Genomic DNA, 20,840 nt, shown 5'->3' on the forward strand with positions numbered 1-20,840 from the left:
GAAAGTGACAGAATTCCTATTCTGTCATCCCCGCGAATGCGGGGATCCAGTTAAAAGTGGGAAAAATTACTTTGTGAATTTGAAGGTTGAAATTATTTCCTGAACTATTGATATAGTTTTTGGATCATTTTCTGGTGCTGACAAAAAATATCCTCCTTGTGGCAATGGAATATATGTTATATACCTGTCTATCGAACTGACTTCTGTCCATTTATATACTTTTCTACCATCAACTTTAATTTCCTCAAAACTTCCTCCATATCGATCCCTAAAAATATCCTCTACCCCAGCATTAGCATCCCCAAAACCTGAATCTTTCCAGTCATCGCGTATTCCTTGTATGCAAACATCATCGCAATAATGCACTCCAAAGTCAGCACCGTTAGGTCCGCCCAATAATCCACTTTCTTTTAACTCTTTTTGCGCTTGTTTTTCCGCTTTTGAACTCCAAACCGCAACACCCCCATCATATATATCATTATTTTCTATAATCCAATCTTTGGGATATTTAAATTCAAATCCATATTGTTCATTTTTGTATGTTTTCCAGTCTTTAGTTTCGTTATCAGTTTGATTTTGATCAGCAATGACATTCTGAGTTGGAGAAGGTGTTACATCTGTTTTTTGAGAAATTTTATACGCCATAAAACCTCCACCTAGAATAACGGCGACAATGAGAGCAATGATAAGAGGAGCGATCCCTTTTTTATAATTCATATTTTACTATTTAAAACTTATAAACCTACATTTTAAAACTACTTTTAAATTCTCCAATCGCCTTTTTCAACTCCGCCTCTCCTACATCTGTTCACATTTTTGTGAATAATTTATTTAATTAAAAAATTGCAGAAGTGCTTCAGTGTCCAACTCGGCTTGAAAAATAATCGATTTTATTGTTTTTGGAGCTAAAACTCTATTATGTTGCGGAATGACAACACGTAAATGAGTTTTGATTGAATGGCGCAAATGAACATGGCTTCCCCTGGTGTGATGCAAATAAAACCCGGCTTCCAGCAAAATCGGAATAATTTGTTTGGCAGTCAATCGCTTCAGCCGGGGCATAGAAATTTAAAATGAAACTGATAGCCGTAAACTCGCAATATCTCCTTCAACCGGCACTTTTTGGCGATCTACTTTTAATCCCTCCAAATAGCATTGAATGGCTTCTGTTGCCATCTTTTTTGCATCGTCAAGATTTTTGCCTTCGGTTACAAGGCCGGGAAGCGAAGGCACTACTACCGTATAACCATCATGCTCATTTCGCTCAAAAACAGCAGTAAAATTGTAGATCTTCTTTTTCATTTTCCCATTATGACTCATTATTTACAGAAAATCAAACTATTTTAGCCGCCACCAATTCCATCGCCTTGGTGATCTTCTTGGTGCTTTTGACCGATTTTATTCGGCGTTTGATTTCTTTGGTACCCTGCATGAAGTTAAAGTTATAAAGTGGAAAGTGACAGAATTCCTATTCTGTCATCCCCGCGAATGCGGGGATCCAGTTAAAAGTGGGAAAAATTACTTTGTGAATTTGAAGGTTGAAAGAATTTGATCCAATATTTGCTCATGTTTACTTATTGCGTCATGTTGAGCTTGAGTTTGCGCAGGAGTTGCATCGTTTTTCCCGGTATTTATATAACCCTCATAGCCGACTTCGTGCCAATGGACATGGGAATTGACGATGTAACAATAGTTATCGTGAATCGCGCGATACTGACTTTCCACACCTCTCACTCCACCCATCGCAGCATCTCCTACCTTATCGCTGAAAATTGAAAATGTATTGCCATTGATTACTTTTGTGAGAGTGCTCGTGTGCGGTTGGTCTCCATAATCTTTAGTTAGACAAACGCTCAAATTATAAGGGGTATTGTCCGCATTTACTTCAAAAGATGAATCATCAATATAATTTTCCTTTGCTCCCACATCGGAAATTTTTGTAATCTGATATTCGTAAAAACCCTGTTTTTCGATCTTATCGTCTAATTGATATTCGGACGGATATTGAAATTCAAATCCATATTTTTCATTTTTATATATTTTCCAATCAGCCATATCTACCGAAGTGACAAGATTCTTATCAGTTTTACTGAAATAAGGAAACTTATCAACATAACAGTTTTCCGCGACTCTATCATTGTAACAAGTGATAAAAGCGACCGTCTTTAGACCGTATATTCCTACAATCACAACGGCCACCGCTATAACAACCCCCCAAATAATCTTTTTATTCATAATCTTTTTCTTATCTTCTCTAACTTACTAATATACTAATTTACATCTTAAAACTTCCCTTAAATTCCCCAATCGCTTTCTTCAACTCCGCCTCTCCCGCGTCCGTCCACATTTTGGTTTCGCGAATGTCTTTGAAGAATTTTTTTGCGTGAGTTTCGGTGTAGTCAATCAACCCTCCCTCAAATTCCTTTATTTTCGCCACCGGAACTTCGTCCATGAAGCCCTTGGTGAGAGCGTAGAGCGTTACTATTTGATGCTCGACTTTGACGGGAGCATACTGTGGCTGTTTCAAAACTTCCACCGCGCGCTTGCCTCGTTCAAGCTGTTTCTTTGTTGACTCATCGAGGTCCGAGCCAAATTGAGCAAATGCTTCGAGCTCACGGAATTGCGCCAAGTCTAGCTTCAAAGTTCCCGCAATTTTCTTCATGGCTTTGATTTGCGCGGAAGAGCCCACTCTGGAAACCGAGGCTCCGACGTTCACCGCTGGCCGAATTCCTTTGTAAAAAAGGTCTGTTTCCAAGAAAATCTGCCCGTCGGTGATTGAAATTACGTTCGTTGGTATGTACGCAGAAATATCTCCCGCTTGGGTTTCGATAATCGGAAGCGCGGTGATAGAACCGCCTCCGTATTTCGCATTTCTTCGGCAAGCTCGCTCAAGCAAGCGAGAGTGAAGGTAAAAAACATCTCCCGGATATGCTTCTCGACCCGGCGGTCGGCGGAGCAAAAGTGAAATTTCGCGGTAGCTCACGGCGTGCTTTGAAAGGTCATCGTAAATAATGAGCACATCTTTTCCCTGCTCCATGAAATATTCTGCGATGGCCACTCCGGAATAAGGCGCGATATAAGAAAGTGGAGCGGGCTCCGATGAGCCGGCACTAACAACAATCGTATAGTTCATCGCTCCGCCTGCCTCGAGTCGAGCAACAAGTTTTCGAAGTTTTGAATCTTTCTGACCGATGGAAACGTAAACGCAAATTAGGTTCTGTCCTTTTTGATTCAAAATAGTGTCAATTGCAATCGCGGTTTTTCCCGTTTGGCGGTCTCCGATTAAAAGCTCCCGCTGGCCACGACCGATTGGAATTAAGGCGTCAATGGCTTTGATTCCGGTTTGGACCGGCTCTGAAACACCTTGTCTGGTCACAACCCCGGGTGCTACTTTCTCTATTGGATTCGACTTCTCTGTTTTGACCGCGCCCTTGCCGTCAATAGGTTCTCCCAAAGCATTGAGCACCCTTCCTATCTGCGCGTTCCCGACAGGCACTTCCAATATTTTCCCCGTGGCCTTGACCTCATCCCCTTCTTTTATTTTTGAAAATTCTCCAAGAATAATCACACCAACCGCGTCTTCTTCGAGATTCAGTACCACCCCAGTTTCCCCATTTGGAAATGTCACCATCTCGGATGCTTTTACATCGGAGAGACCCGAAACTTTTGCGATACCGTCAAAAACCTCGAGGACGTGCCCAATCTTTTCCGCCTTGATTTCAGATTGAAATTTCTCTATTTGCTGTTTTAAGTTTTCTACTATTGTATTTTTCATGCTTGTAAAAGATAATTCGAAAGCTGGCTCATTTTATTTTTTATTGAAAGGTCTATCACTTCATCTTCCGCCTCTATTTTCAATCCCCCGAGGAGCGACGGGTCTTCCTCGAGATCGAGGAGGATGTGCTCCGCTCCATAGCGTTTTTTGAGCACTTCCTCTAATTCGTGGCTCATTTTTTGGGAAAGAGCAACGGAACTTGCAACTTTTGCCCGCACGACCCCAGTATCTTCGTCTTCAAATTTTTGAATAAAATGTAAAATTTCGGACGATTTCGAAATCAAATTGTTTATCGATAAAAAATTTCGGGCATTGAAAAGTGCGTGGTCGAGCTCTTCCCCGCTTTTGCCCTTCGCGGATTCGTATATCGCCTGTGCCACATTTTTTGGAGATAGCTTCATCATATTACATCATTTCACATTTTCTATTTCTTTTACGTCCGAGGCCAGAAGTTTCTTTGTTGCCTCCATCGCGAGCTCAACAATCTCCCTCCTTGCCTCTTCGACCATTTTTGTCTTTTCCGCTTCGAGTGATTTCTTTCCGGATGAAATCATGCTTGCCACTTCTGTTTTGGCGCTTTCCATCATCTCATTTTTCTTGGCTTCGGCATCTTTTTTTCCTTTTTGAAAGATGGCCTGGGCTTCTCCACGGGCTTTTATCATCGAGTCTTCATATTCTTTCGTCGTTCGCGTCATCATCTCGGCATTCGATTTCGCATCTTCAATACCCTTTCCAATTTTTAAGGACCGTTCCGCCATAAGTTTGTTCAGAGGTTTGAGCGCAAAAAAGTAGAGAACCGCAAGTACGATGGCGAAGTTGACCGCCTGAGCGATGATGATTTTCCAGTCTATGTGAAATGTGGAAATGATTGAGTCCATGAGTTAATCAAACTACGAATAGGTACGAAAGTACGAATAAAACCGGAAGGCAACCGGAAACCGATTAAATTACTTCAGATGCGAGGCGCCAGTGAGTATTGTGACTTAAATGTAGTTTAGATACTACATTGCGGGAACAAACGGAGCTGGCAACGAAGCAGATGAGGTGATTTTATCGGTTTTATATTGAGAATGCGATGACGAGCGCGTATATCGCAATGGCTTCAGCGAACGCTGACGCAATAAGCATCGGCACCAGAATTTTTCCCGTTGCTTCAGGGTTTCTGCCGATAGATTCCATAGCTTTTGCCCCGATGAGTCCGATTCCAATACCTGGACCGAGGGCGCCGAGTCCGATTGCTAGTGCTTTGGCAAGTGAGTCTAAATCCATATTATATAACTTTCATATTTGGCCTAATTTATCGTTGCTTCGTTCGTTCGCTCCCGTGCTGTAGGTAACTACAGCTTGGTCACGAGCCTCACTCGCGCCTCAAATTATTCTCAAATCTGAAAGTTCTATTATTTTTTATTAATAATTATTTGACCTTTGTCTTCCGGCATCTTTAACATAAAAATTCCGAAAGACACATTTCAAACTACGTTTGGAGAGCCTCCTTTTCTGCAGGACTCTCGTGTTCCTCGTGATCTTGAGAGGCAATAGTGAAATACACAAGGAGAAGAATCGAAAAAATGAGTGCCTGAATCAGACCTACGAAAATTTCCAAAAAAAGAAATGGAATCGGCAACACGTATGCGAGTATCGCGCCCATTGCCATAAGGAGCACTTCTCCGGCAAATATATTTCCAAAAAGACGGAATGAGAGCGACGCGACCTTGGCAAATTCGCCGATAAGCTCGAGAAGACCGACAAAAAATGTGACCGGAGCCACAACCAAGACAGACGGCTCTTTGCGAACCTTTACGAAAATCTGTCCAAGCGATTTCAGGTTAACATATTTATTGAAAGTTTTCCATATTCCAATCGATACAATGCCGAATACGTTGGCGCCGAAAACCGCCATAATGGCGAGGGCAATAGTGGTATTGATATCGGCTGTCCCGCTCCGAAGAAACGGAATAAATGCCAGCCCATGAGAGCCTTTTTCCAGAATGCCAAACCCTCCGAGAGGCAGAAGTCCTAGCCAGTTATTGACGAGAATAAAAAGAAAGGCGGAAAAAGCAAGAGGAAAAATCTTGAGAGAAATTTTTCGGCTGTTTGTAACCTGGTCGCAAAGCGAGAGTGCTCCTTCCAAAATTGCCTCGAAAACATTCTGCAGGCCTCTCGGCACTTCCCGAAGCGTTCTTCGTAAAGCGACCGCAAGAAATGTAATCAAAAGAACTGCTACAAAGCTCGTGAGAAGAGCGTTCGTGATTGGAAAAGTACCAATATGTCCGATAGGCTCCGCAAAAAGCGTGACCTCGTGCTTGACTTCCATTCCCGTGGAATCAATAGCTACTTCTGTGGATTCAAGTGTTTGTGGAATCTCCGTTTGTGTTGTTGTTGCCATCTTTTTTCTCTGAAAGCTCTTTGTTAATTTTCCGAATATACTTTGTTACGGTGCGCACAATGCCAAATGACGAAATTAAAAATCCAATTCCCGTAAGTGAGAGAAAAATCCATGGTTTCGTCCCGAACTTCGCGTCCAGAATTTTGCCTATAATCAAAGCTCCCACAATTGGCACAACCACCCACGCTGACACCTGACCGAATACCTCTAAAGCAGGTCCCCACCATAGGTTGTTTTTATTGCCTTTTTCTTCCATGATTGTGCTCCCGATTAGACTAAAGTATAGAAAAAAAATCGTTTTTTCGCAAGAATTGGCTCTTGTGCGCGAAAATGGTTAACTTGGCACAGAAAATTAGAGAACCAGAGAATCCTGTTTATTCCACCATTCGCGCGAATGGTGGAATAAACTTCTCCAACAACATCTATCTAATTTCAGTCATACATAGACACGCTCTGTCTAGAGTGGTACTATAAAAAAAGTGAAGTCGTTCTTTGACGATGGAACTTGATTCAACAAATTTCAACCTCAAAATCACAACCAGAATGAAAAAACTGATTAGCCGGATGAGTGCAGTTGGACCACTTTTTCTTTTACTTACGCTGTCCTCGGCCTTGATATTTATCGCAGGAATCAACGCTACGATTTTCGGAAAGACCGAAGAGTGGAGGGTGATTGGATTTTTCGCCACCTATTTGGGTTCCATGTTGCTCTATGGGGCAAGGGTCTCCTTTAAAAGTTTCGAGGTGAACAGACGGAACTTAATCTCAATTTTGGTCAGGGGTTCATTATTGGCCATTTTGGGTGCAGCAATTTGGTCAATTGGGATCAGGCAGCCATGGAAAAGTTTCGCAATAGTCACTTTAGCTTTCGGAGGAACAGTGGCCTTAGCCTCTTTATTATCCTTGCTAACGGACTTGCTATCAAAAAAGAATAAGCAGGGTCCGCAAAGCAATTCGGAATGAATTTTCAACCTGCCAAACGCGAGACCCGCTTCGGTGGGTTTTTTATTGAATCGAAGCAACGTGGATGGTCGTGAAATTGATTGGACGTAAATCTATCCTACTTTTATTTGTTCCAGCAAATAAAAGTTGAGTAACCGTGTTAGAATGTTTGTATTGCGACATAGGTTATGTCACGATAGAGATATTATTATGGTTTTGTAATTAATTTTATTTTAAATTTATGAATTTTGATCAACCACAAGTAGAAAAACAAATTGATAAGGAACAAGCTATAAAAGAATTTAAGGAAATTTTTAAGTCTGCCAAAGACGATGTTGATGCATTATATATTCTTAATGCTACTGGTCCTCTCTATGATAGTGGATCTATTAACTCGGATCTTGTTACAAACGGTATAGAGAATACTAAGGTAATGCTTAGGCGAGTAAAAGAGTTTGAGGTTACATATGGGGTGGATTTACAACTTAAAGGAGACATAATGTCTTTGCAGGCTTCTCTGGACAGTCGTGGTAGTTTCGGAGCTGGTAGTAAATCACGAGAATTGGTTGCGAAAATCAGGAGTATGGAAGATGGTAGTTTTCTAAAATAACCAAGAATACTTCTTACTTAAATCCTTGCTAAAATTAATACTGCCAACATGGTTACCTTCAGTATTGTGATATTACTCACGTTGCTTGTTACTTACCATGATATGGTAAAACTTTTTTAAAATGAATCTCGCCTAGCGGACGGTACGCGAGATGATTTCGCTATATCATATTCAAAAAATAAACCTTATTCACAGAGTTCGAGGAGCCAAAATCAAAAAAGGAACTTGATAGAATAGTGCCCTTTCTACCCTTTAAAAGGGTAAATAGTTTTCTTCGCAAATTTTTTATATTGGTCGCCAAGAACTGAGAAATCTTTTTTGAGAGTTTCCAAAAGATGCTGATTGTAGATTGCGGCGGCAGGGTGGTAGAGGGCGACGATTTTGATTGCGCCGTAGGACGCTTCTGCTTCGTATGCTTTGCCGTGAGCTTGGGAAATGGGTTCAAGCTCAAGTTCCTTGTCGAATTTTTTCATGATATAGCCCATTGAATATCGGCCAAGCGTGGCAATGATTTCAGGCTGAATGATATTTATCTGTCTATCCAAAAATGGCCCGTACAATTCAATTTCATTTGGCAGAGGATCACGATTTTCTTGGGGACGATCTTTAACAATGTTTGTGATGTACACTTCAGCTCGTGGAATTCCCGCAGATAACAAAAGAGAGTCTAAAATCTTACCTGCCGCTCCACAGAAAGGTTTTCCCGTCTTTGCTTCGTTTCGGCCGGGCGCTTCGCCCACAAACATTATTTTTGACTCATGGCTCCCCTCTCCGATTACCGGAAAATAGTTGTTTTCGGTGCGATAGGCAAAGAGAGGCGACTCTTTCAAGTCCAAAACCTCGTCTTTGATTTTTTTCATTTCGTCGATCTTTGACATAGTATTGTTACTCCCGCGGATGAGGGACTCTAGAAATTAATCTGGTTCCCCGCCTTCGCGGGGATGACAGAATATGAATTCTGTCATTTTTTCATTTCGTCGGTCTTTGACATGAACTTAAAACAAAGTGCTCTCTTGGTGATCGTCTGGTTTAACTTTTTTTGTTTTTGGAATGTCTCTCTCCGCTGATTTTGCTTCAGACGAATTTTTTTCGAATACTATCTCGATGGCAACACCCGCCGACTGGCGGTAACTGCAATAATCACAGTCCGTGCTCTCCTTGGGCAAGATGTCGCTTACTAAACACTTTTTAATATCTCCCAACGTTTTTTCAACCCATTTATCGCTTCCAGTATAGGGAATGACGGACACATCGAATTCAAGCTTTCCGTCAAAAGCAACTCTATCCGTTTTTCCGTTTGCATAGACAAAATAACCGAGATCATCAACTTTGAAACCATTCTGTCGAAAGAGCCATTGATACACTTCCATCTGGCGTTTGTATCCGTCCTGCCAGAGAGCATCCAAACTCACTTCACCGTCCTTGCTCGTGGCTTTGTAGTCGACAACGATGAGTTCTCCGGAAGGCTTGACCCAAACGTCATCAACTCCCCCGCGCACAAAAAGATTGGTTGGCTTATGAAGAATACTCACGCCGTGTCGCAAAGAATCTCTCCAGTCTTCCATCTGTGGATGGCTGAAGGGAACTGCGTCAATTTTGTATTGCTTCATCAAAGGATGCGCCGTCTTTTTTGCCCGATGGATGTCAAACTCTTTTTTCAAAAGTTTGTCCACCGCGCTGTTTAGGGTAAAGGGAAAACCTGGAGGACGGGCGACACCGAGCTTGTTGTCAATGTAGAAGCATCTCGCGCATTCCAAAAAGAGGTCGATCTTGGAACGGGAGAGCTTCCAGTTCGGACCGCCATAATTCCAGTCAGGTTTTCTGTTTGGTTTATAATAGAGGGACATAAGAAAAAAGTTGAAAGTGAAAAGTTAAAAGTAAAAAGTAAAAAGTTTGAAGAATCGGAAGAATGAAGAACAAAGAGAAGAAAATGCTAGTTAAACAAATAAACTTTTGGCTTCGTCAAGAACGTCTTTTTCTTCCTTTCTCCCGAGTTGCAGAAATGAAAGAACGCTCGGGTTTGAAACAATAGTCTTGCAAAGCACGATGCCTTTTGTAAAAAGTTCCTGTTTCTGCGAACTGGTAAGAGTCGTGAGACAGGTGAGAGGATGAAGTTTCTCTTCTTCAATCACGCTCTCGAGATTTTCTTTGTCCGGATAGTTCCACCCCATCATCGAAAGCCTCGTACAGCTTCCGTACTGAATGGCGGAAGAGGTGAATTTAGTATTGGTGATAAGAAAACCGTCCGTGAGACGCCTTTCTTTATTGCCAATAAAAAAAGATACTTTCGCTAGGTCTTCCATTCTGGCTTTTACATATAAAGCAATCTTGAGATCAGTCTTGAACCCCGGCTCGTTGTGAAATTTCACTTCTGCAAAGAGAAGCCGGTCGTCTTTCCACGCGATGACATCGACTTCATGTTCCACACAATGACCTTTCATGATTTTACCGGTTTCGACACTCCAACCTCTCGCTTTAAATATCTCTCCCACATAATCTTCAAAAGGGAATCCGGAAGGGCCAAAGCCGAGAAGCGCGCGTCGAAGGGAGTACCTTGCGGCAGATGGCCTGTGTTGCTTCTCGAGAAGCATGAAAGCATGCCGATAGATATCGGTAGTCGACATGTCATCCATGAGTTCCGACTGAACGTGACTGACCACTTCCCGAATAAGCTCATCATGAGCGCCCGCTCGCTTAAGCGAGTTCACAAGCTTCTCCTGGTCGAAAAATTCTTTTTCCCCGTCGGCTTTCAGGATTCTGATTTTTGGGCTGGTGTTTTCCATAATGACAGATACTAATATACAAATGGCTACGAATAATTAGGAATAAAGAATAGAAGACTGCACTTTGCCATCAAAGCGAGCCATTCATTTTTTGGAGAGTCGCGAATGGCAGATTGAACATCAAGGAGGCGAATAGGAAAATTCAATTGTTTGAGGAGCAGTCCCGTGCGACGAGTCTTGGATTTTCCGTAAATGAGCCGACTATGATGTTCCTCTGCCGAAGCGTCCTCTCTCCAAAAAAATGAATGGCGAGCGGCCTCTATCCTTTGATATCAATCTCAAACGTATCCAGATTCTCCCCTTCCGGAACTTCAAAGATATTCAGTATAAGCGGTGAGCCATTCAACGTTCCGCTAACCGTTGCATCTTTGGACATCGTAATGCTTGTCTTCCATCTTCTCGCGCTCACAATCTGCTTGCAAACTTCAGTCGTATTCGTTGAAGTGAAGACCAAAGATATTTTGTTCGCTTCCGTCGCATTTTTTTGAGCTTCTGCTTCCACAAGGTCGCAGGGAGTGGGAAGGCTGATCTCTCCGGCAAAGGTATGAATGCCGTTTTTGAACTGGTGTTTTACGTCAATGGTTTGGGCTGTCGTTTCCTCTCCGCGAGTAGATTCAAGAGCGGGGTTAAATACTTCTGTTTTATGGTTCGCCCGATACGAATAATAAAACCCTCCGGCAATCAGGGCAACCGCAAGGACTGCGAGCACGATTGCCACGATTTTTTTATTATTATTTTCTTCCATGGATAGTGTATTGTTAGGTAAATAAAGTCAATTGCTAGTTCCTTCCGTATGGGTTGATTATAGCACAAGGTGGGGAAAGATTTGTAACATATAGCATGTAACATGTAACGTCTCACGGGAAAAACTGGGAATCATTTTTTCTTACGATATTCGTTATACGCTACACAATCACTCCCCCTCCCAAGCAGACCTCGCCATCATAAAGCACGAGAGACTGACCTGCCGATACCGCCTGTTGTTTTTCGAAAAAAACGACGGAGAATGTGTTGCCTGATTGCATCACTCGACACTTTGCGAGTTCCTGCCGATACCGGATTCTAGCTCTATATTCTTTCCCTGCCAAGGGCGCCTGCAAAATCCAATTTACATTTTTTAACACTATTTTTTCTTTGTTTCCGGAGCTCGGCGGTTCTCTGTGACCAACAGTAATCGTATTTGCCCTCACATTTTTGCCGACTACATAAAATGGCTCATCATTGGGAGATTTTTCCGTGATGATATATCCGTGCCGTTCGCCTTCCGTGTAAAAAAATGCTCCGTCGTGCTCTCCGATTACTTTTCCCTCGCCACTCAACACTTTTCCTTTCTCGTGTTTCAAGTAGTGGCCGAGAAATTCTCTCATATCCATTTTGCCGATAAAACATAGCCCCTGGCTGTCTTTCTTTTCCGCCGTAGGCAAGGCAAACTGCTTCGCCATTTTTCTCACTTCCGGTTTCGACAAATGTCCTACGGGAAATAGCGTGCGTGATAACTCCCGTTGTGTGAGCGTCCAAAGGAAATAGGATTGATCCTTATTGGAATCACATGCAACATGTAACTTGTAACTTGTAACATCTGAAAGGGGAAAATCTTTTTCTCTTCTCAACTGTTTCGTGTTACGAGTTATATGTTTTGTGACTTGCGCATAGTGCCCAGTAGCAACAAAATCGGCTCCTTTCTTCATTGCAAAATCATAAAATCCGCCAAACTTTATCGCCTTGTTGCACATCACATCCGGGTTCGGAGTTCTGCCCGCTTTATACTCGGCAATCATAGAGTCAATCACATCTTTTTTGTATTCTTTTTCAAGATTGAGCGTAATAAAGGGAATGTCCAAAAGAGCCGCGACTCGCATCGCATCGAGTCGATCTTCTCTCCATGTGCAGTCAATCCAGTCCGGTTGCCAGACCTTAATAAACACGCCGATAACATCGTATCCCTGCTTTTTAAGCATCGCCGCGGAAACCGAACTGTCAACCCCTCCGGACATGCCGACGTATACTTTCTTTTTTACTTTTTTTGTCCTTTTTTCTCCTTGACTTTTCATTAATTCTATTCTAATCTAGAAACTAGAAACAGGCAAATTGTATTGCTCAAAACGGGCAAGTTTGCGCTACGATTTGGAGAAAAATCTATGAGTCAGATAAAGATAATGATGGTGGGAGTGATGATAGGCCTAGTCATTGCTGGAGTCGTGGTCGATATTCGAAATAGAGTGAACGACCAATGGGGTTATCGTCTCTTGGGCGGGCTACTTTGTTTTTTTGCCCTTTTGTTTTTTTCCGTTACTTCCACCGCATTCAACGGGACGGAAGCCCAGGAACAGGTCGCGCCTGCGAGGACAGTCACCGTCCTCCAATTAGAGACAGGTATTTATGAATACCCCGATGTCTGGGAAGTTGGTGGATTTTATGTCATTCCATTACGGCGCGCAGAAGGTCTTCAGCAAATAGAAACCGAAAACGCGGGCACGCCAGAGAGGAGGGGGTGGCACATGCTTGCCTTTTCCACTTTTGTCAAATATGAAATCCCCCCCAGCCAAAACGCGAAGTTGGTCTCATTCACCGGCTTTCTCGAGGTAAAAAAAGACGGAGACAAAAAAATCCTCGCGGTGTACAAACCCCCCACAAGCAAATAGTTCTCTCCAATATCAAGGTCCGACCTTGATATTTTTTTTCGTCCTATCCCCTACCCAATTGAAAATCCTTCTACTATAATAGTGGCAGCTAGGCAAATAGTATGCTCATCGACGAGCAAGTTTGCCACTGAACTTCGGAGAAATTGTTATGTTAGAGTTTTTCAATCTTTTTGGATGTGCTCTCATCATTACTTTGATTCTCATGGTGGCCAGTCGAAAAAGCCCGCCAAAATACAGGATGTATGATTCCGTCGGCGCGGCAAGTATGTTTGTCATCCTTTACGTCGCTTGCAAAGTGATGAACCCGCTTAATCCGAGACAAGAGAGAGCGGCGCTTCCCGGAAATGCAGTCGAGATTGCCAAGCTCGAGGCAGGCGTCTACGAGTACTTGGATCTTTGGGACACGAAGCCATTCCACCTCCTTCCTCTTCGAAAAGTGGTGAGGAATGGAAGCAATGTGACACAAACGGACGACCCGAAACGAGCAAAATGGATTCTGGCCGTCCTTTCGGGAGAAGAGGCAAGACGATACAAGATACCTGCGCCACGCAGTCAGAAAAAAACACCCATAGGGGGCACCCTCGAGGTGAAAGTTGAAAACGGACATAAATGTTTTTCAGTCATCGAATGCCGGTAGCAAGCTACCGGCTTTTTCTTTCTGACTTACTCCCTACTACTTCAAATATTTCTCAATATTTTTCCTGTGCTCCTCAAACGTCTTCGCGTAGCGCATTTCTCCCTCCTTGCCGGAAAGAAAATACCAGTACGCGGTCTCCGTGGGATAGAGAGCCGCCAGAATTGAATCTATTCCCGGATTGGAAATCGGCGTCGGAGGAAAGCCGACATATTTGTAAGTGTTATAAGGCGAATCAACTGTGATATCTTCCGCCTTAACTGTAGCGTGATTTTCGACATTACTATATCGAAACGGAGAATCAACCTGGAGGGCCATGCCGGAGCGCAAACGTTTCCACAATATTCCGGCCACGATTTTTCTGGCCTCCGTCGTTTTCGCCTCTTCCTCAAGAATTGAAGCCATGAGAATCACTTCTCGAAGAGAGTGGGACGATTGGTCAAAATCTTTTTGGAGCGTTTTTATCTTAGCCTCAAAATTAGCCTCCATTGAGGCAATGACATCGTCTGCATTGGCATTTGAAAGAAATTTGTACGTATCGGGAAAAAGATAGCCTTCTTTCTCGTGGGTTTTCTCGAGGAAATCCAGGGGATCAAATTTGAACAAGTGGAGCCGGGCAATCTCGGCAAATTCAAAAAGATTCAAGCCCTCGGGAAACGTAATTTGGAGAGGCACGAGTCCCAATTCTCCTGCAGAAATTCTGCCCGCAACCTCAAAGACAGAAATTGGCTTGTCGAAATAGTAGTCGCCTGCAACGACCTTCCTGTCCCAATTTTTCCAGACCACAAAATTGCGCAGGAGAAATGACGACCTTACAATATGCTTTTCTTTCAAGACGGAAGCAAGTTGGCTTAGGGATTCACCCTTGGTCAAGGTAACCGCGGAATGAGAAGGAAAATCGGAAGGAGGAGAAATCATGAAAAAAAAGAACGCAAGACCTAAAAGAAAAACATACATTACAAAAACGGAACTTTTTTTCCGCTTTGAAATACTTTGGCCTTCGCTCCAGCCACCTTCTGTTTGTGTTTTAACATCTTCCATGAAAAAGTTCTCCGAAATTAAAATTAAATCGGGAGATTTGCGGGAGGCTCTGCCTTCTTAGCCGCAATACGGTCAAATGTGGGCGTCTCAGAAACTTTCCCGGGAAAGTGATAAATAGTAGCGAGTTCCTCGGTGTTCAAAACAAACGGATTCGAAGATTGATGAGGCGCGTGGAAAAACGAACGACGTTTATAGGCTTCTACCACGTGATGATTGCTCCTGTTTTGCCTCATCTCTTTGTAGTCCTGCCATGGATAATTAAATTTATTTGACCACGCATGATGGTTGGGCATAAAACCATTTAAGTGCGGACTGCTGTATGGCTTGAAAAGCGTCCGCAAAATCGGCTCGTATACCTTGCGATACTTTTCTCTTTCTGCGAGATAAATGCCCCGAATTCCGCAATCAAAGGCATTTTTGGCGATGCTTCTCTCAATCGCTTTTATTTTCTCCTTATCACCGGACGTAAGCTTAAATTCGCTGAACTCTTCTCCGTCGTCTTTTCCGTGAGTTTCTTTTTTTGCCTTTTGTTTTATTTTTTCAATCTCCATTTCGGCCTCATGCTGCCAATCCACTTTTTCAAACCATGTTCCGTGCTTTGTCTTTTCCGCCTTGTGAGCACGAATCATTATCTGAATCCACATCTGCTCGCCGGGCCCAAGAGAGCCCAGAGCTTCAATTAAGTTAGTGATTGGGTCCGTCTTGTTTTCTTCCTCCGTCTGCGTGCTCTCCAGGGTAAAATCCAAATAGGTCTTTATCGGATACGGGTCGGGAGCAGAGAGCTCAAAATCGCACGCCCATAGTTTGTATTTTTCCTTGTCGAAGGTAACCATCTTTGCGTAATCCGGCACTTCATGCACTTCTATTCCCGGATATTGCGCATAGAGCTGAGACTCGACAAAATTTTTCCATTTTTCCCAAGTCCAAATAAAAAATTTGACCTGCCCGCCCAATGAGACGATTTCGAGCGAGAACCACGGCCTCACCTTACCTTCCCAGTAACGGTCGATAAAAGTGTGCTCTCCGGTCGTTTGATAGAGGGCGCTTAAAAAAACTTCCATGGCAAGGGGAGTCTTGAGCACCTCTCTCGGAATCTTCAACTCCAAAACGATATTTTTCTGTTCAAGAAAAAATTTCGTCCGAATATAGACAATCCAGAGCTTCCACAAAACTGCTGCCAAAAAAAGAGGCACCCAGAGCGGGTAGAATGATAAAAAAATTTGGAAGCTTTCCATACCAGCTATTTTACCATCTGTTCGCGATTTTGCACATAACACTCGGCACGTTCTTTTGTAGAAACAGAAAATCTGCCCAGCCGCAGATTTTCTTCGTTCCTTACAGGAACTGTACACTCTTCACATTTCGAAGACGAAACATTCAGAGTCTTGCGAAAGCCTGCCCGTACCGAAACGTTACGTTCGGGCGGGCTCCAAGTATTCGCTTTCTCACTCGGCCGATTTTTTGCATAAGAATGCAAAACCATGCAAATCGGCCTGCGAATGTTCTACAAAAGAAGTGCCTCGCTCAATCGTCTAAAGAAAACTCCGCCGAGCGCAAAGCGCTCGGCGGAGTTTTCTTTCTAACTTACGAACTTACTCACTTACTCTTATACCACCACAGTATACTTTCCGCTAATTTCCTTTTTAAAGTATTTTGGATTTTGGAGATTGACCATGATGGTATTTTCTTTGACATATCTTTCTTTCATGACCTTCTCGATGATTTCCCCTTTGTTAAGAGGACCGTGTTTTTCAATAATTTTTTTGATGACATCTTTCACTACTCCGCTTATATAGCCCCACTCGGCGAGCGCGTAGAGACCTCTCCCTACAAGGACAAATCGCGGGTCCTTGATGAGCTCGTTGTGAGTGGTCGCCACGTGAGCTTTCTTATTGAAAAGCTTCTGGATGTTTTTCGCAACTTGAGTGAAATGGATAGGGGAGCCGTGCTTTCTTATGACAAGAAAAGCGTAGTCCCTCATGCCCTTGGTCCGAATATTCGGAGATTCGGAAGAGCCCCACTCGCCCAAAGGATTCTTGACGATTTTTTTCGAAATCTGGAGCCATCTCCTCACGATTTCTTCATTTTTATATTTTTCCGACACCTCTTTGCACTGCTCGAGAAATGCGCCGATGACTTCCGCCTCGGAAAGAATATCGTTGGTGGAAATATTTTTATATAATTTTCGAATCGACTCCTCTACCTGCTCGGCAAGCTCATGATTTGCGTGCCATCGATGCTTGAAGTGATCATCTTCTTTTCTTTTTTTAAATTGATCACCCAGAACCAATAAAAGGTTCAGATGATTATGCGTTCCCTTGTCTTTAGAAATGTGATTTAAAAGATTATCTTCAACGACAATGCCCCCGAGAGAGTCGAGGAGAGTTTCGAGTTCGGAAAAAGCCGCTTTTTCCTTCCCGTAAGCGTCGGATTTTCTTATATTGGCGAGCGCGTAGTTTTCGATCTGGCGAACACGCTCTCGCGTGATACCATACTTTTTTCCGATAGCCTCGAGTGTCATCCTTTTTGAGTCCTTTCCAAGACCATATCTTGAAATGATGACTTCTTGAGCTCTATCCGGCAACACCGAAAGAAGGCGCTTGGTAACCTGTTTTGGTTTGAATTTAATGATTTCCATGAATGTGTATCTTTAATTTCGATAACAAAATTGATTCCGATAAAATGATTTGTAGAATCTATCATCAATACATATATAAGTCAAATGTATGTTGATATCTCCTTTTGACTAAATCGAGCTCTCGGCAACTTGTTGACCAAATTGAACGCTTATTATACCGCATATGACAATAAATGTCAAACAGCGCTACCCCTCTCCGATTTTAGCCTTGTAAATCAACCTCTTTTAGGGCTCCATGCACATCTTTAAAATCCTTGAGAATCTGATTTTCCGGTAGTAATTCTCGCAACTTGTCGTACCCGCAATAGCCCCAGCTACAGCCAATAATCTTCCCCCTATCCAATAAATTTTCAAGCTCATACACGTCCGCTTTGCTATCGGTAAAATAGTAAACATCTTTCACGCTCACTCCCCAATCTCTGCAAACCATTTCTATTTTTTCTTCCTTGGAATGGTGGTTTTCGTACGTTAAAACGTGAGTCGGATTAAGTCCTGAAGCCAGACTTGGCGCCAAAACATACGAGCCGGCTCCGGTAGAAACAACAGCAATTTTTTTATTCGGAATTTTTTTGATTTCTTCTATAAAGCCGTCGAACATTCTGAAGCCCAATCGCGCAACTTCATTCCCAAATGACGCAATCCAAACTCCAAATTTCTTGTGCTCTTCTTGCGACAAAGTCTGGTCTCGAGTATGTTTCGGCTTGTTATCGAAATATCGGTTCATCTGTAATACGGCTTCGTCCATATTTTTAACAAATCCTAGATTAATCCTAGTGTGCAAATTTGATTGCATAGTATCTCCCAGAACCCCGTCAAAATCAAAAATCAGATACTTCATTGATAAAAGTTTATAACTGCTCTTCCGTTACAATGCTCACTATTTTATCCTTGACTACAATCACTTTCTTTATTTTCTTCCCAGAAATCCATTTTTCCACATTCTTAGCTCCAAGTGCCATTTCTTCGATTTTTTTCTCGCTCATTTCTCCGGTAATTGTGAGAGAAGCTCTCACCTTTCCATCCACCTGAATCATTATTATCTTTGTTTCGCTCACCATTGCCTTTTCATCAAACACCGGCCAGTCCGTATTGTGAATTGACTCACGATGTCCGAGACTCTCCCAGATTTCTTCAGTTATATGAGGAGCAAAAGGTGCAAGGATAATGAGGAATTTCTCATAATCCTCTTTGGAAATGGTCTCTTCTTTCTCCATCTCATTTGCAAGTATCATAAGAGTCGAAATGGCAGTATTGAACTTGAAATTTTCTATGTCTTCGCCAACTTTTTTGATTGTTCTGTGAAGAGTAGTTGTAAGTTGTAAGACCTCAGATTTCAGTTTTTCATCGCCTTTCAACTTCATCTTTTCTTGAATCTTGAATCCTGAATCCTGAATCTTTTCTCGAAGTCGCCACACTTTTTCGAGAAAACGCCTCGGTCCAATCATCCCCTCCGTTGACCAGGGAATGGAGTCCGCAAAAGGCCCCATAAACATTTCGTACATTCTAAAGGTATCTGCTCCGTAAAGTTCTACCATTTTATCCGGATTCACCACATTTCCAAATCTTTTTGACATTTTTCTCCCGTCGGCTCCTCCAATAAGTCCGACATTTTGCAATCTCGAAAATGGTTCTGGGTAGTTCACCAAACCTAAATCAAATAAAAACTTGTGCCAAAACCGCGCGTAGATAAGGTGTCTCGTCGCATGCTCCGCCCCCCCAACATAAAAATCGACGGGAGACCAATATTTTTCTTTTTCTTTATCTACAAAAACTTTTTTATTTTTCGGGTCTTCGTATCGAAGATAGTACCAGCTCGAACCGGCCCACTGTGGCATGGTATTCGTTTCTCTCTTTGCAGGACCCTTGCACTTCGGGCATTTTACATTCACCCACTTTTCGATATTCGCAAGAGGCGACTCCCCCGTATCAGTCGGCTCATAAAATTTCACTTTCGGCAACTCAACCGGCAGATCTTTCTCGGGAACGGGAACTACACCGCATTTTTCACAATGAATCACAGGAATCGGCTCGCCCCAGTAACGCTGGCGGGAAAAAACCCAGTCTTTGAGTTTGTAATTTATTTTTCGCACTCCGTACCCGCCCTTGATAATATGGTTGATAATATCTTCCCGCGCCTCGCCCCACTTTCGTCCACGAAATTTTTTTGGTTCCTCCAAAACTCCCTGCGGGTCACGAGCGTAACAATATTCCAATTTTTTTACCTTTTCGCGCTCAATTGGATCCAACGGAAATGTCACGGGACGCAGAGGCAAATTGTATTTTTTTGCAAAAGCAAAATCGCGGACATCGTGGGCGCTACAGTTTACTATCCCCGTTCCGTAATCGTACAAAACATATGAAGCGACCCAGATAGGTAAATCCCGTCCGGTGTCAGCGAAGTTCTCAATAAACCGTCCGATAAATATTCCTTCCAAATCTTCATCGATATTAAATTTGTTTCCAGCTTTTTTCGCCTTGATTCTTTCGACAAATTCTAAAACGTCCTTTTCCTGCGGTGTTCCTTTGACCAATTCGTACACTAGAGGATGCTCCGGCGCGATGGCGGTGAAGGTCTCTGCATGATAACTTTGGGGCACCGAATTATACATTTGAACTTCGATGTTGAGATCCTTTATGGAACACTTAAAATTCACTCCTTCCGACTTCCCTATCCAGTTTCTCTGGCTTTCTTTTATGGACTCGGGCCAATTTAAATCTTTAAGTCCATCTAACATTTTCTCCGCATAATCGGTGATCTTCAAAACCCACTGGCGCATGGGCTTTTTTATTACAGGAGTTCCGCATCGCTCGCATTTACCATCTTCGACGTCCTCGTTCGCGAGGCCTGTTTTATCCTTCGGACACCAGTTGATAGGTTCCCAAGATTCATAGGCGAGGCCTTTCTCCAAAAATTTCAAAAAAATCCACTGCGTCCATTTGTAATATTTCGGGTCTGAAGTATTGATTTCTCTATCCCAATCGTAATTAAATCCTAAAATCGAAAGTTGCTCTTTGAATCGTTTTATATTTTTCTCCATCGCAACCTTAGGATGAACTTTGTTTTTTATCGCGTAGTTTTCTGCCGGAAGCCCAAAGGCATCAAAACCCATAGGGTGAAGAACATTGAAGCCCCGCATTTTTTTGAATCGAGAATAGATATCCGTCGCAATATATCCCTTGGGGTGCCCTACATGAAGTCCTTCCCCAGAAAGATACGGAAACATATCCAACACATAGCACTTGGGTTTAGAAGCAGACTTTCGCAGATTTAAGGCGGGTTCTTTGGTTTTGTAGAGAGCTGATTTCTCCCATTTTTTTCGCCACTTTTTTTCTATATCTCGATGGTCATATTTTTCCATATCTTGGAATCATACAAAAAATACTCTACT

The 20,840-nt window shown here is 42.7% G+C and carries 24 protein-coding genes and 1 pseudogene; 4 read left to right on the forward strand and 21 right to left on the reverse strand.

Translation table 11 applies throughout. The features are described 5' to 3' along the window. Positions 1-66 precede the first annotated feature (66 nt). From ABI430_01810 to ABI430_01860, 11 genes and pseudogenes are all read right to left on the reverse strand, one after another. The gene (locus tag ABI430_01810; protein MEO8637617.1) at positions 67-717 is read right to left on the reverse strand and encodes a PsbP-related protein; all 651 of its coding nucleotides are present in this window, start codon (positions 715-717) and stop codon (positions 67-69) included. Between the two features lie 114 nt (positions 718-831). Next, positions 832-1,062: a type II toxin-antitoxin system HicA family toxin gene (locus ABI430_01815; protein ID MEO8637618.1), complete on the reverse strand. Its 231-nt coding sequence runs from the start codon at positions 1,060-1,062 to the stop codon at positions 832-834. Between the two features lie 6 nt (positions 1,063-1,068). Continuing rightward, positions 1,069-1,302, reverse strand: a complete 234-nt coding sequence (locus tag ABI430_01820) for a type II toxin-antitoxin system HicB family antitoxin (GenBank protein MEO8637619.1) — start codon at positions 1,300-1,302, stop codon at positions 1,069-1,071. Positions 1,303-1,345: 43 nt separating this feature from the next. Further along, a pseudogene (locus ABI430_01825) lies at positions 1,346-1,432 on the reverse strand (F0F1 ATP synthase subunit gamma). 86 nt (positions 1,433-1,518) lie between these two features. After that, positions 1,519-2,235: a hypothetical protein gene (locus ABI430_01830; GenBank protein MEO8637620.1), complete on the reverse strand. Its 717-nt coding sequence runs from the start codon at positions 2,233-2,235 to the stop codon at positions 1,519-1,521. Between the two features lie 40 nt (positions 2,236-2,275). Beyond that, positions 2,276-3,775: a F0F1 ATP synthase subunit alpha gene (gene atpA / locus ABI430_01835; protein MEO8637621.1), complete on the reverse strand. Its 1,500-nt coding sequence runs from the start codon at positions 3,773-3,775 to the stop codon at positions 2,276-2,278. Next, a complete protein-coding gene (gene atpH / locus ABI430_01840) occupies positions 3,772-4,176 on the reverse strand; it encodes an ATP synthase F1 subunit delta (GenBank protein ID MEO8637622.1) in 405 nt (134 codons plus the stop codon). The genes atpA and atpH overlap by 4 nt, the downstream gene beginning before the upstream one ends. A gap of 9 nt (positions 4,177-4,185) precedes the next feature. Then, positions 4,186-4,653: a F0F1 ATP synthase subunit B gene (gene atpF / locus ABI430_01845; protein ID MEO8637623.1), complete on the reverse strand. Its 468-nt coding sequence runs from the start codon at positions 4,651-4,653 to the stop codon at positions 4,186-4,188. 181 nt (positions 4,654-4,834) lie between these two features. Continuing rightward, on the reverse strand, positions 4,835-5,044 hold the full coding sequence (gene atpE, locus ABI430_01850) for an ATP synthase F0 subunit C (GenBank protein ID MEO8637624.1): 210 nt from the start codon (positions 5,042-5,044) through the stop codon (positions 4,835-4,837). Positions 5,045-5,249: 205 nt separating this feature from the next. After that, the gene (locus tag ABI430_01855; GenBank protein ID MEO8637625.1) at positions 5,250-6,161 is read right to left on the reverse strand and encodes a FoF1 ATP synthase subunit a; all 912 of its coding nucleotides are present in this window, start codon (positions 6,159-6,161) and stop codon (positions 5,250-5,252) included. Beyond that, the gene (locus ABI430_01860) at positions 6,121-6,417 is read right to left on the reverse strand and encodes an AtpZ/AtpI family protein (GenBank protein ID MEO8637626.1); all 297 of its coding nucleotides are present in this window, start codon (positions 6,415-6,417) and stop codon (positions 6,121-6,123) included. The genes ABI430_01855 and ABI430_01860 overlap by 41 nt, the downstream gene beginning before the upstream one ends. Before the next feature lie 287 nt (positions 6,418-6,704). Here ABI430_01860 and ABI430_01865 point away from each other — a divergent pair, with 287 nt between their 5' ends. Next, positions 6,705-7,124 carry a hypothetical protein gene (locus ABI430_01865; GenBank protein MEO8637627.1) on the forward strand — a complete coding sequence of 140 codons (420 nt, stop codon included), beginning with the start codon at positions 6,705-6,707 and terminating at the stop codon, positions 7,122-7,124. A gap of 220 nt (positions 7,125-7,344) precedes the next feature. After that, positions 7,345-7,713, forward strand: coding sequence for a hypothetical protein (locus ABI430_01870; GenBank protein MEO8637628.1), 369 nt, complete (start codon positions 7,345-7,347; stop codon positions 7,711-7,713). Positions 7,714-7,958: 245 nt separating this feature from the next. Here the strand turns inward: ABI430_01870 and ABI430_01875 are convergent, their stop codons facing one another. The 5 genes from ABI430_01875 to mnmA all read right to left on the reverse strand — a co-directional run bounded on the left by ABI430_01875 (position 7,959) and on the right by mnmA (position 12,547). Next, positions 7,959-8,591, reverse strand: a complete 633-nt coding sequence (locus ABI430_01875) for a uracil-DNA glycosylase (GenBank protein ID MEO8637629.1) — start codon at positions 8,589-8,591, stop codon at positions 7,959-7,961. 117 nt (positions 8,592-8,708) lie between these two features. Next, entirely contained in the window at positions 8,709-9,560 is an 852-nt protein-coding gene (locus tag ABI430_01880) for a PD-(D/E)XK nuclease family protein (protein MEO8637630.1), read from the reverse strand. Positions 9,561-9,650: 90 nt separating this feature from the next. Continuing rightward, entirely contained in the window at positions 9,651-10,496 is an 846-nt protein-coding gene (locus ABI430_01885) for an ATP cone domain-containing protein (protein ID MEO8637631.1), read from the reverse strand. Positions 10,497-10,755: 259 nt separating this feature from the next. Next, positions 10,756-11,241, reverse strand: a complete 486-nt coding sequence (locus tag ABI430_01890; GenBank protein ID MEO8637632.1) for a hypothetical protein — start codon at positions 11,239-11,241, stop codon at positions 10,756-10,758. Between the two features lie 160 nt (positions 11,242-11,401). Beyond that, positions 11,402-12,547, reverse strand: coding sequence for a tRNA 2-thiouridine(34) synthase MnmA (gene mnmA, locus ABI430_01895; GenBank protein MEO8637633.1), 1,146 nt, complete (start codon positions 12,545-12,547; stop codon positions 11,402-11,404). A gap of 87 nt (positions 12,548-12,634) precedes the next feature. On the opposite strand from mnmA, the gene ABI430_01900 reads away from it, so the two are divergent. Together ABI430_01900 and ABI430_01905 are read left to right on the forward strand one after the other, a co-directional pair. Then, on the forward strand, positions 12,635-13,138 hold the full coding sequence (locus ABI430_01900; GenBank protein MEO8637634.1) for a hypothetical protein: 504 nt from the start codon (positions 12,635-12,637) through the stop codon (positions 13,136-13,138). A gap of 148 nt (positions 13,139-13,286) precedes the next feature. Next, the gene (locus ABI430_01905; GenBank protein MEO8637635.1) at positions 13,287-13,775 is read left to right on the forward strand and encodes a hypothetical protein; all 489 of its coding nucleotides are present in this window, start codon (positions 13,287-13,289) and stop codon (positions 13,773-13,775) included. A gap of 36 nt (positions 13,776-13,811) precedes the next feature. On the opposite strand, the gene mltG is transcribed toward ABI430_01905, so the two are convergent. The 5 genes from mltG to leuS form a co-directional block, all read right to left on the reverse strand. Then, the gene (mltG, locus tag ABI430_01910; GenBank protein ID MEO8637636.1) at positions 13,812-14,813 is read right to left on the reverse strand and encodes an endolytic transglycosylase MltG; all 1,002 of its coding nucleotides are present in this window, start codon (positions 14,811-14,813) and stop codon (positions 13,812-13,814) included. Positions 14,814-14,836: 23 nt separating this feature from the next. After that, positions 14,837-16,048, reverse strand: a complete 1,212-nt coding sequence (locus tag ABI430_01915; GenBank protein MEO8637637.1) for a hypothetical protein — start codon at positions 16,046-16,048, stop codon at positions 14,837-14,839. Positions 16,049-16,419: 371 nt separating this feature from the next. Then, the gene (locus ABI430_01920) at positions 16,420-17,451 is read right to left on the reverse strand and encodes a sigma factor-like helix-turn-helix DNA-binding protein (GenBank protein MEO8637638.1); all 1,032 of its coding nucleotides are present in this window, start codon (positions 17,449-17,451) and stop codon (positions 16,420-16,422) included. A gap of 202 nt (positions 17,452-17,653) precedes the next feature. Next, a complete protein-coding gene (locus tag ABI430_01925) occupies positions 17,654-18,289 on the reverse strand; it encodes an HAD hydrolase-like protein (protein ID MEO8637639.1) in 636 nt (211 codons plus the stop codon). Between the two features lie 10 nt (positions 18,290-18,299). Continuing rightward, positions 18,300-20,810: a leucine--tRNA ligase gene (gene leuS / locus ABI430_01930; protein MEO8637640.1), complete on the reverse strand. Its 2,511-nt coding sequence runs from the start codon at positions 20,808-20,810 to the stop codon at positions 18,300-18,302. Between the last annotated feature and the right edge of the window lie 30 nt (positions 20,811-20,840).

It is taken from the genome of Candidatus Taylorbacteria bacterium (assembly GCA_039934295.1).
Lineage (GTDB): Bacteria > Patescibacteriota > Minisyncoccia > Phycocordibacterales > HO2-43-120 > HO2-43-120.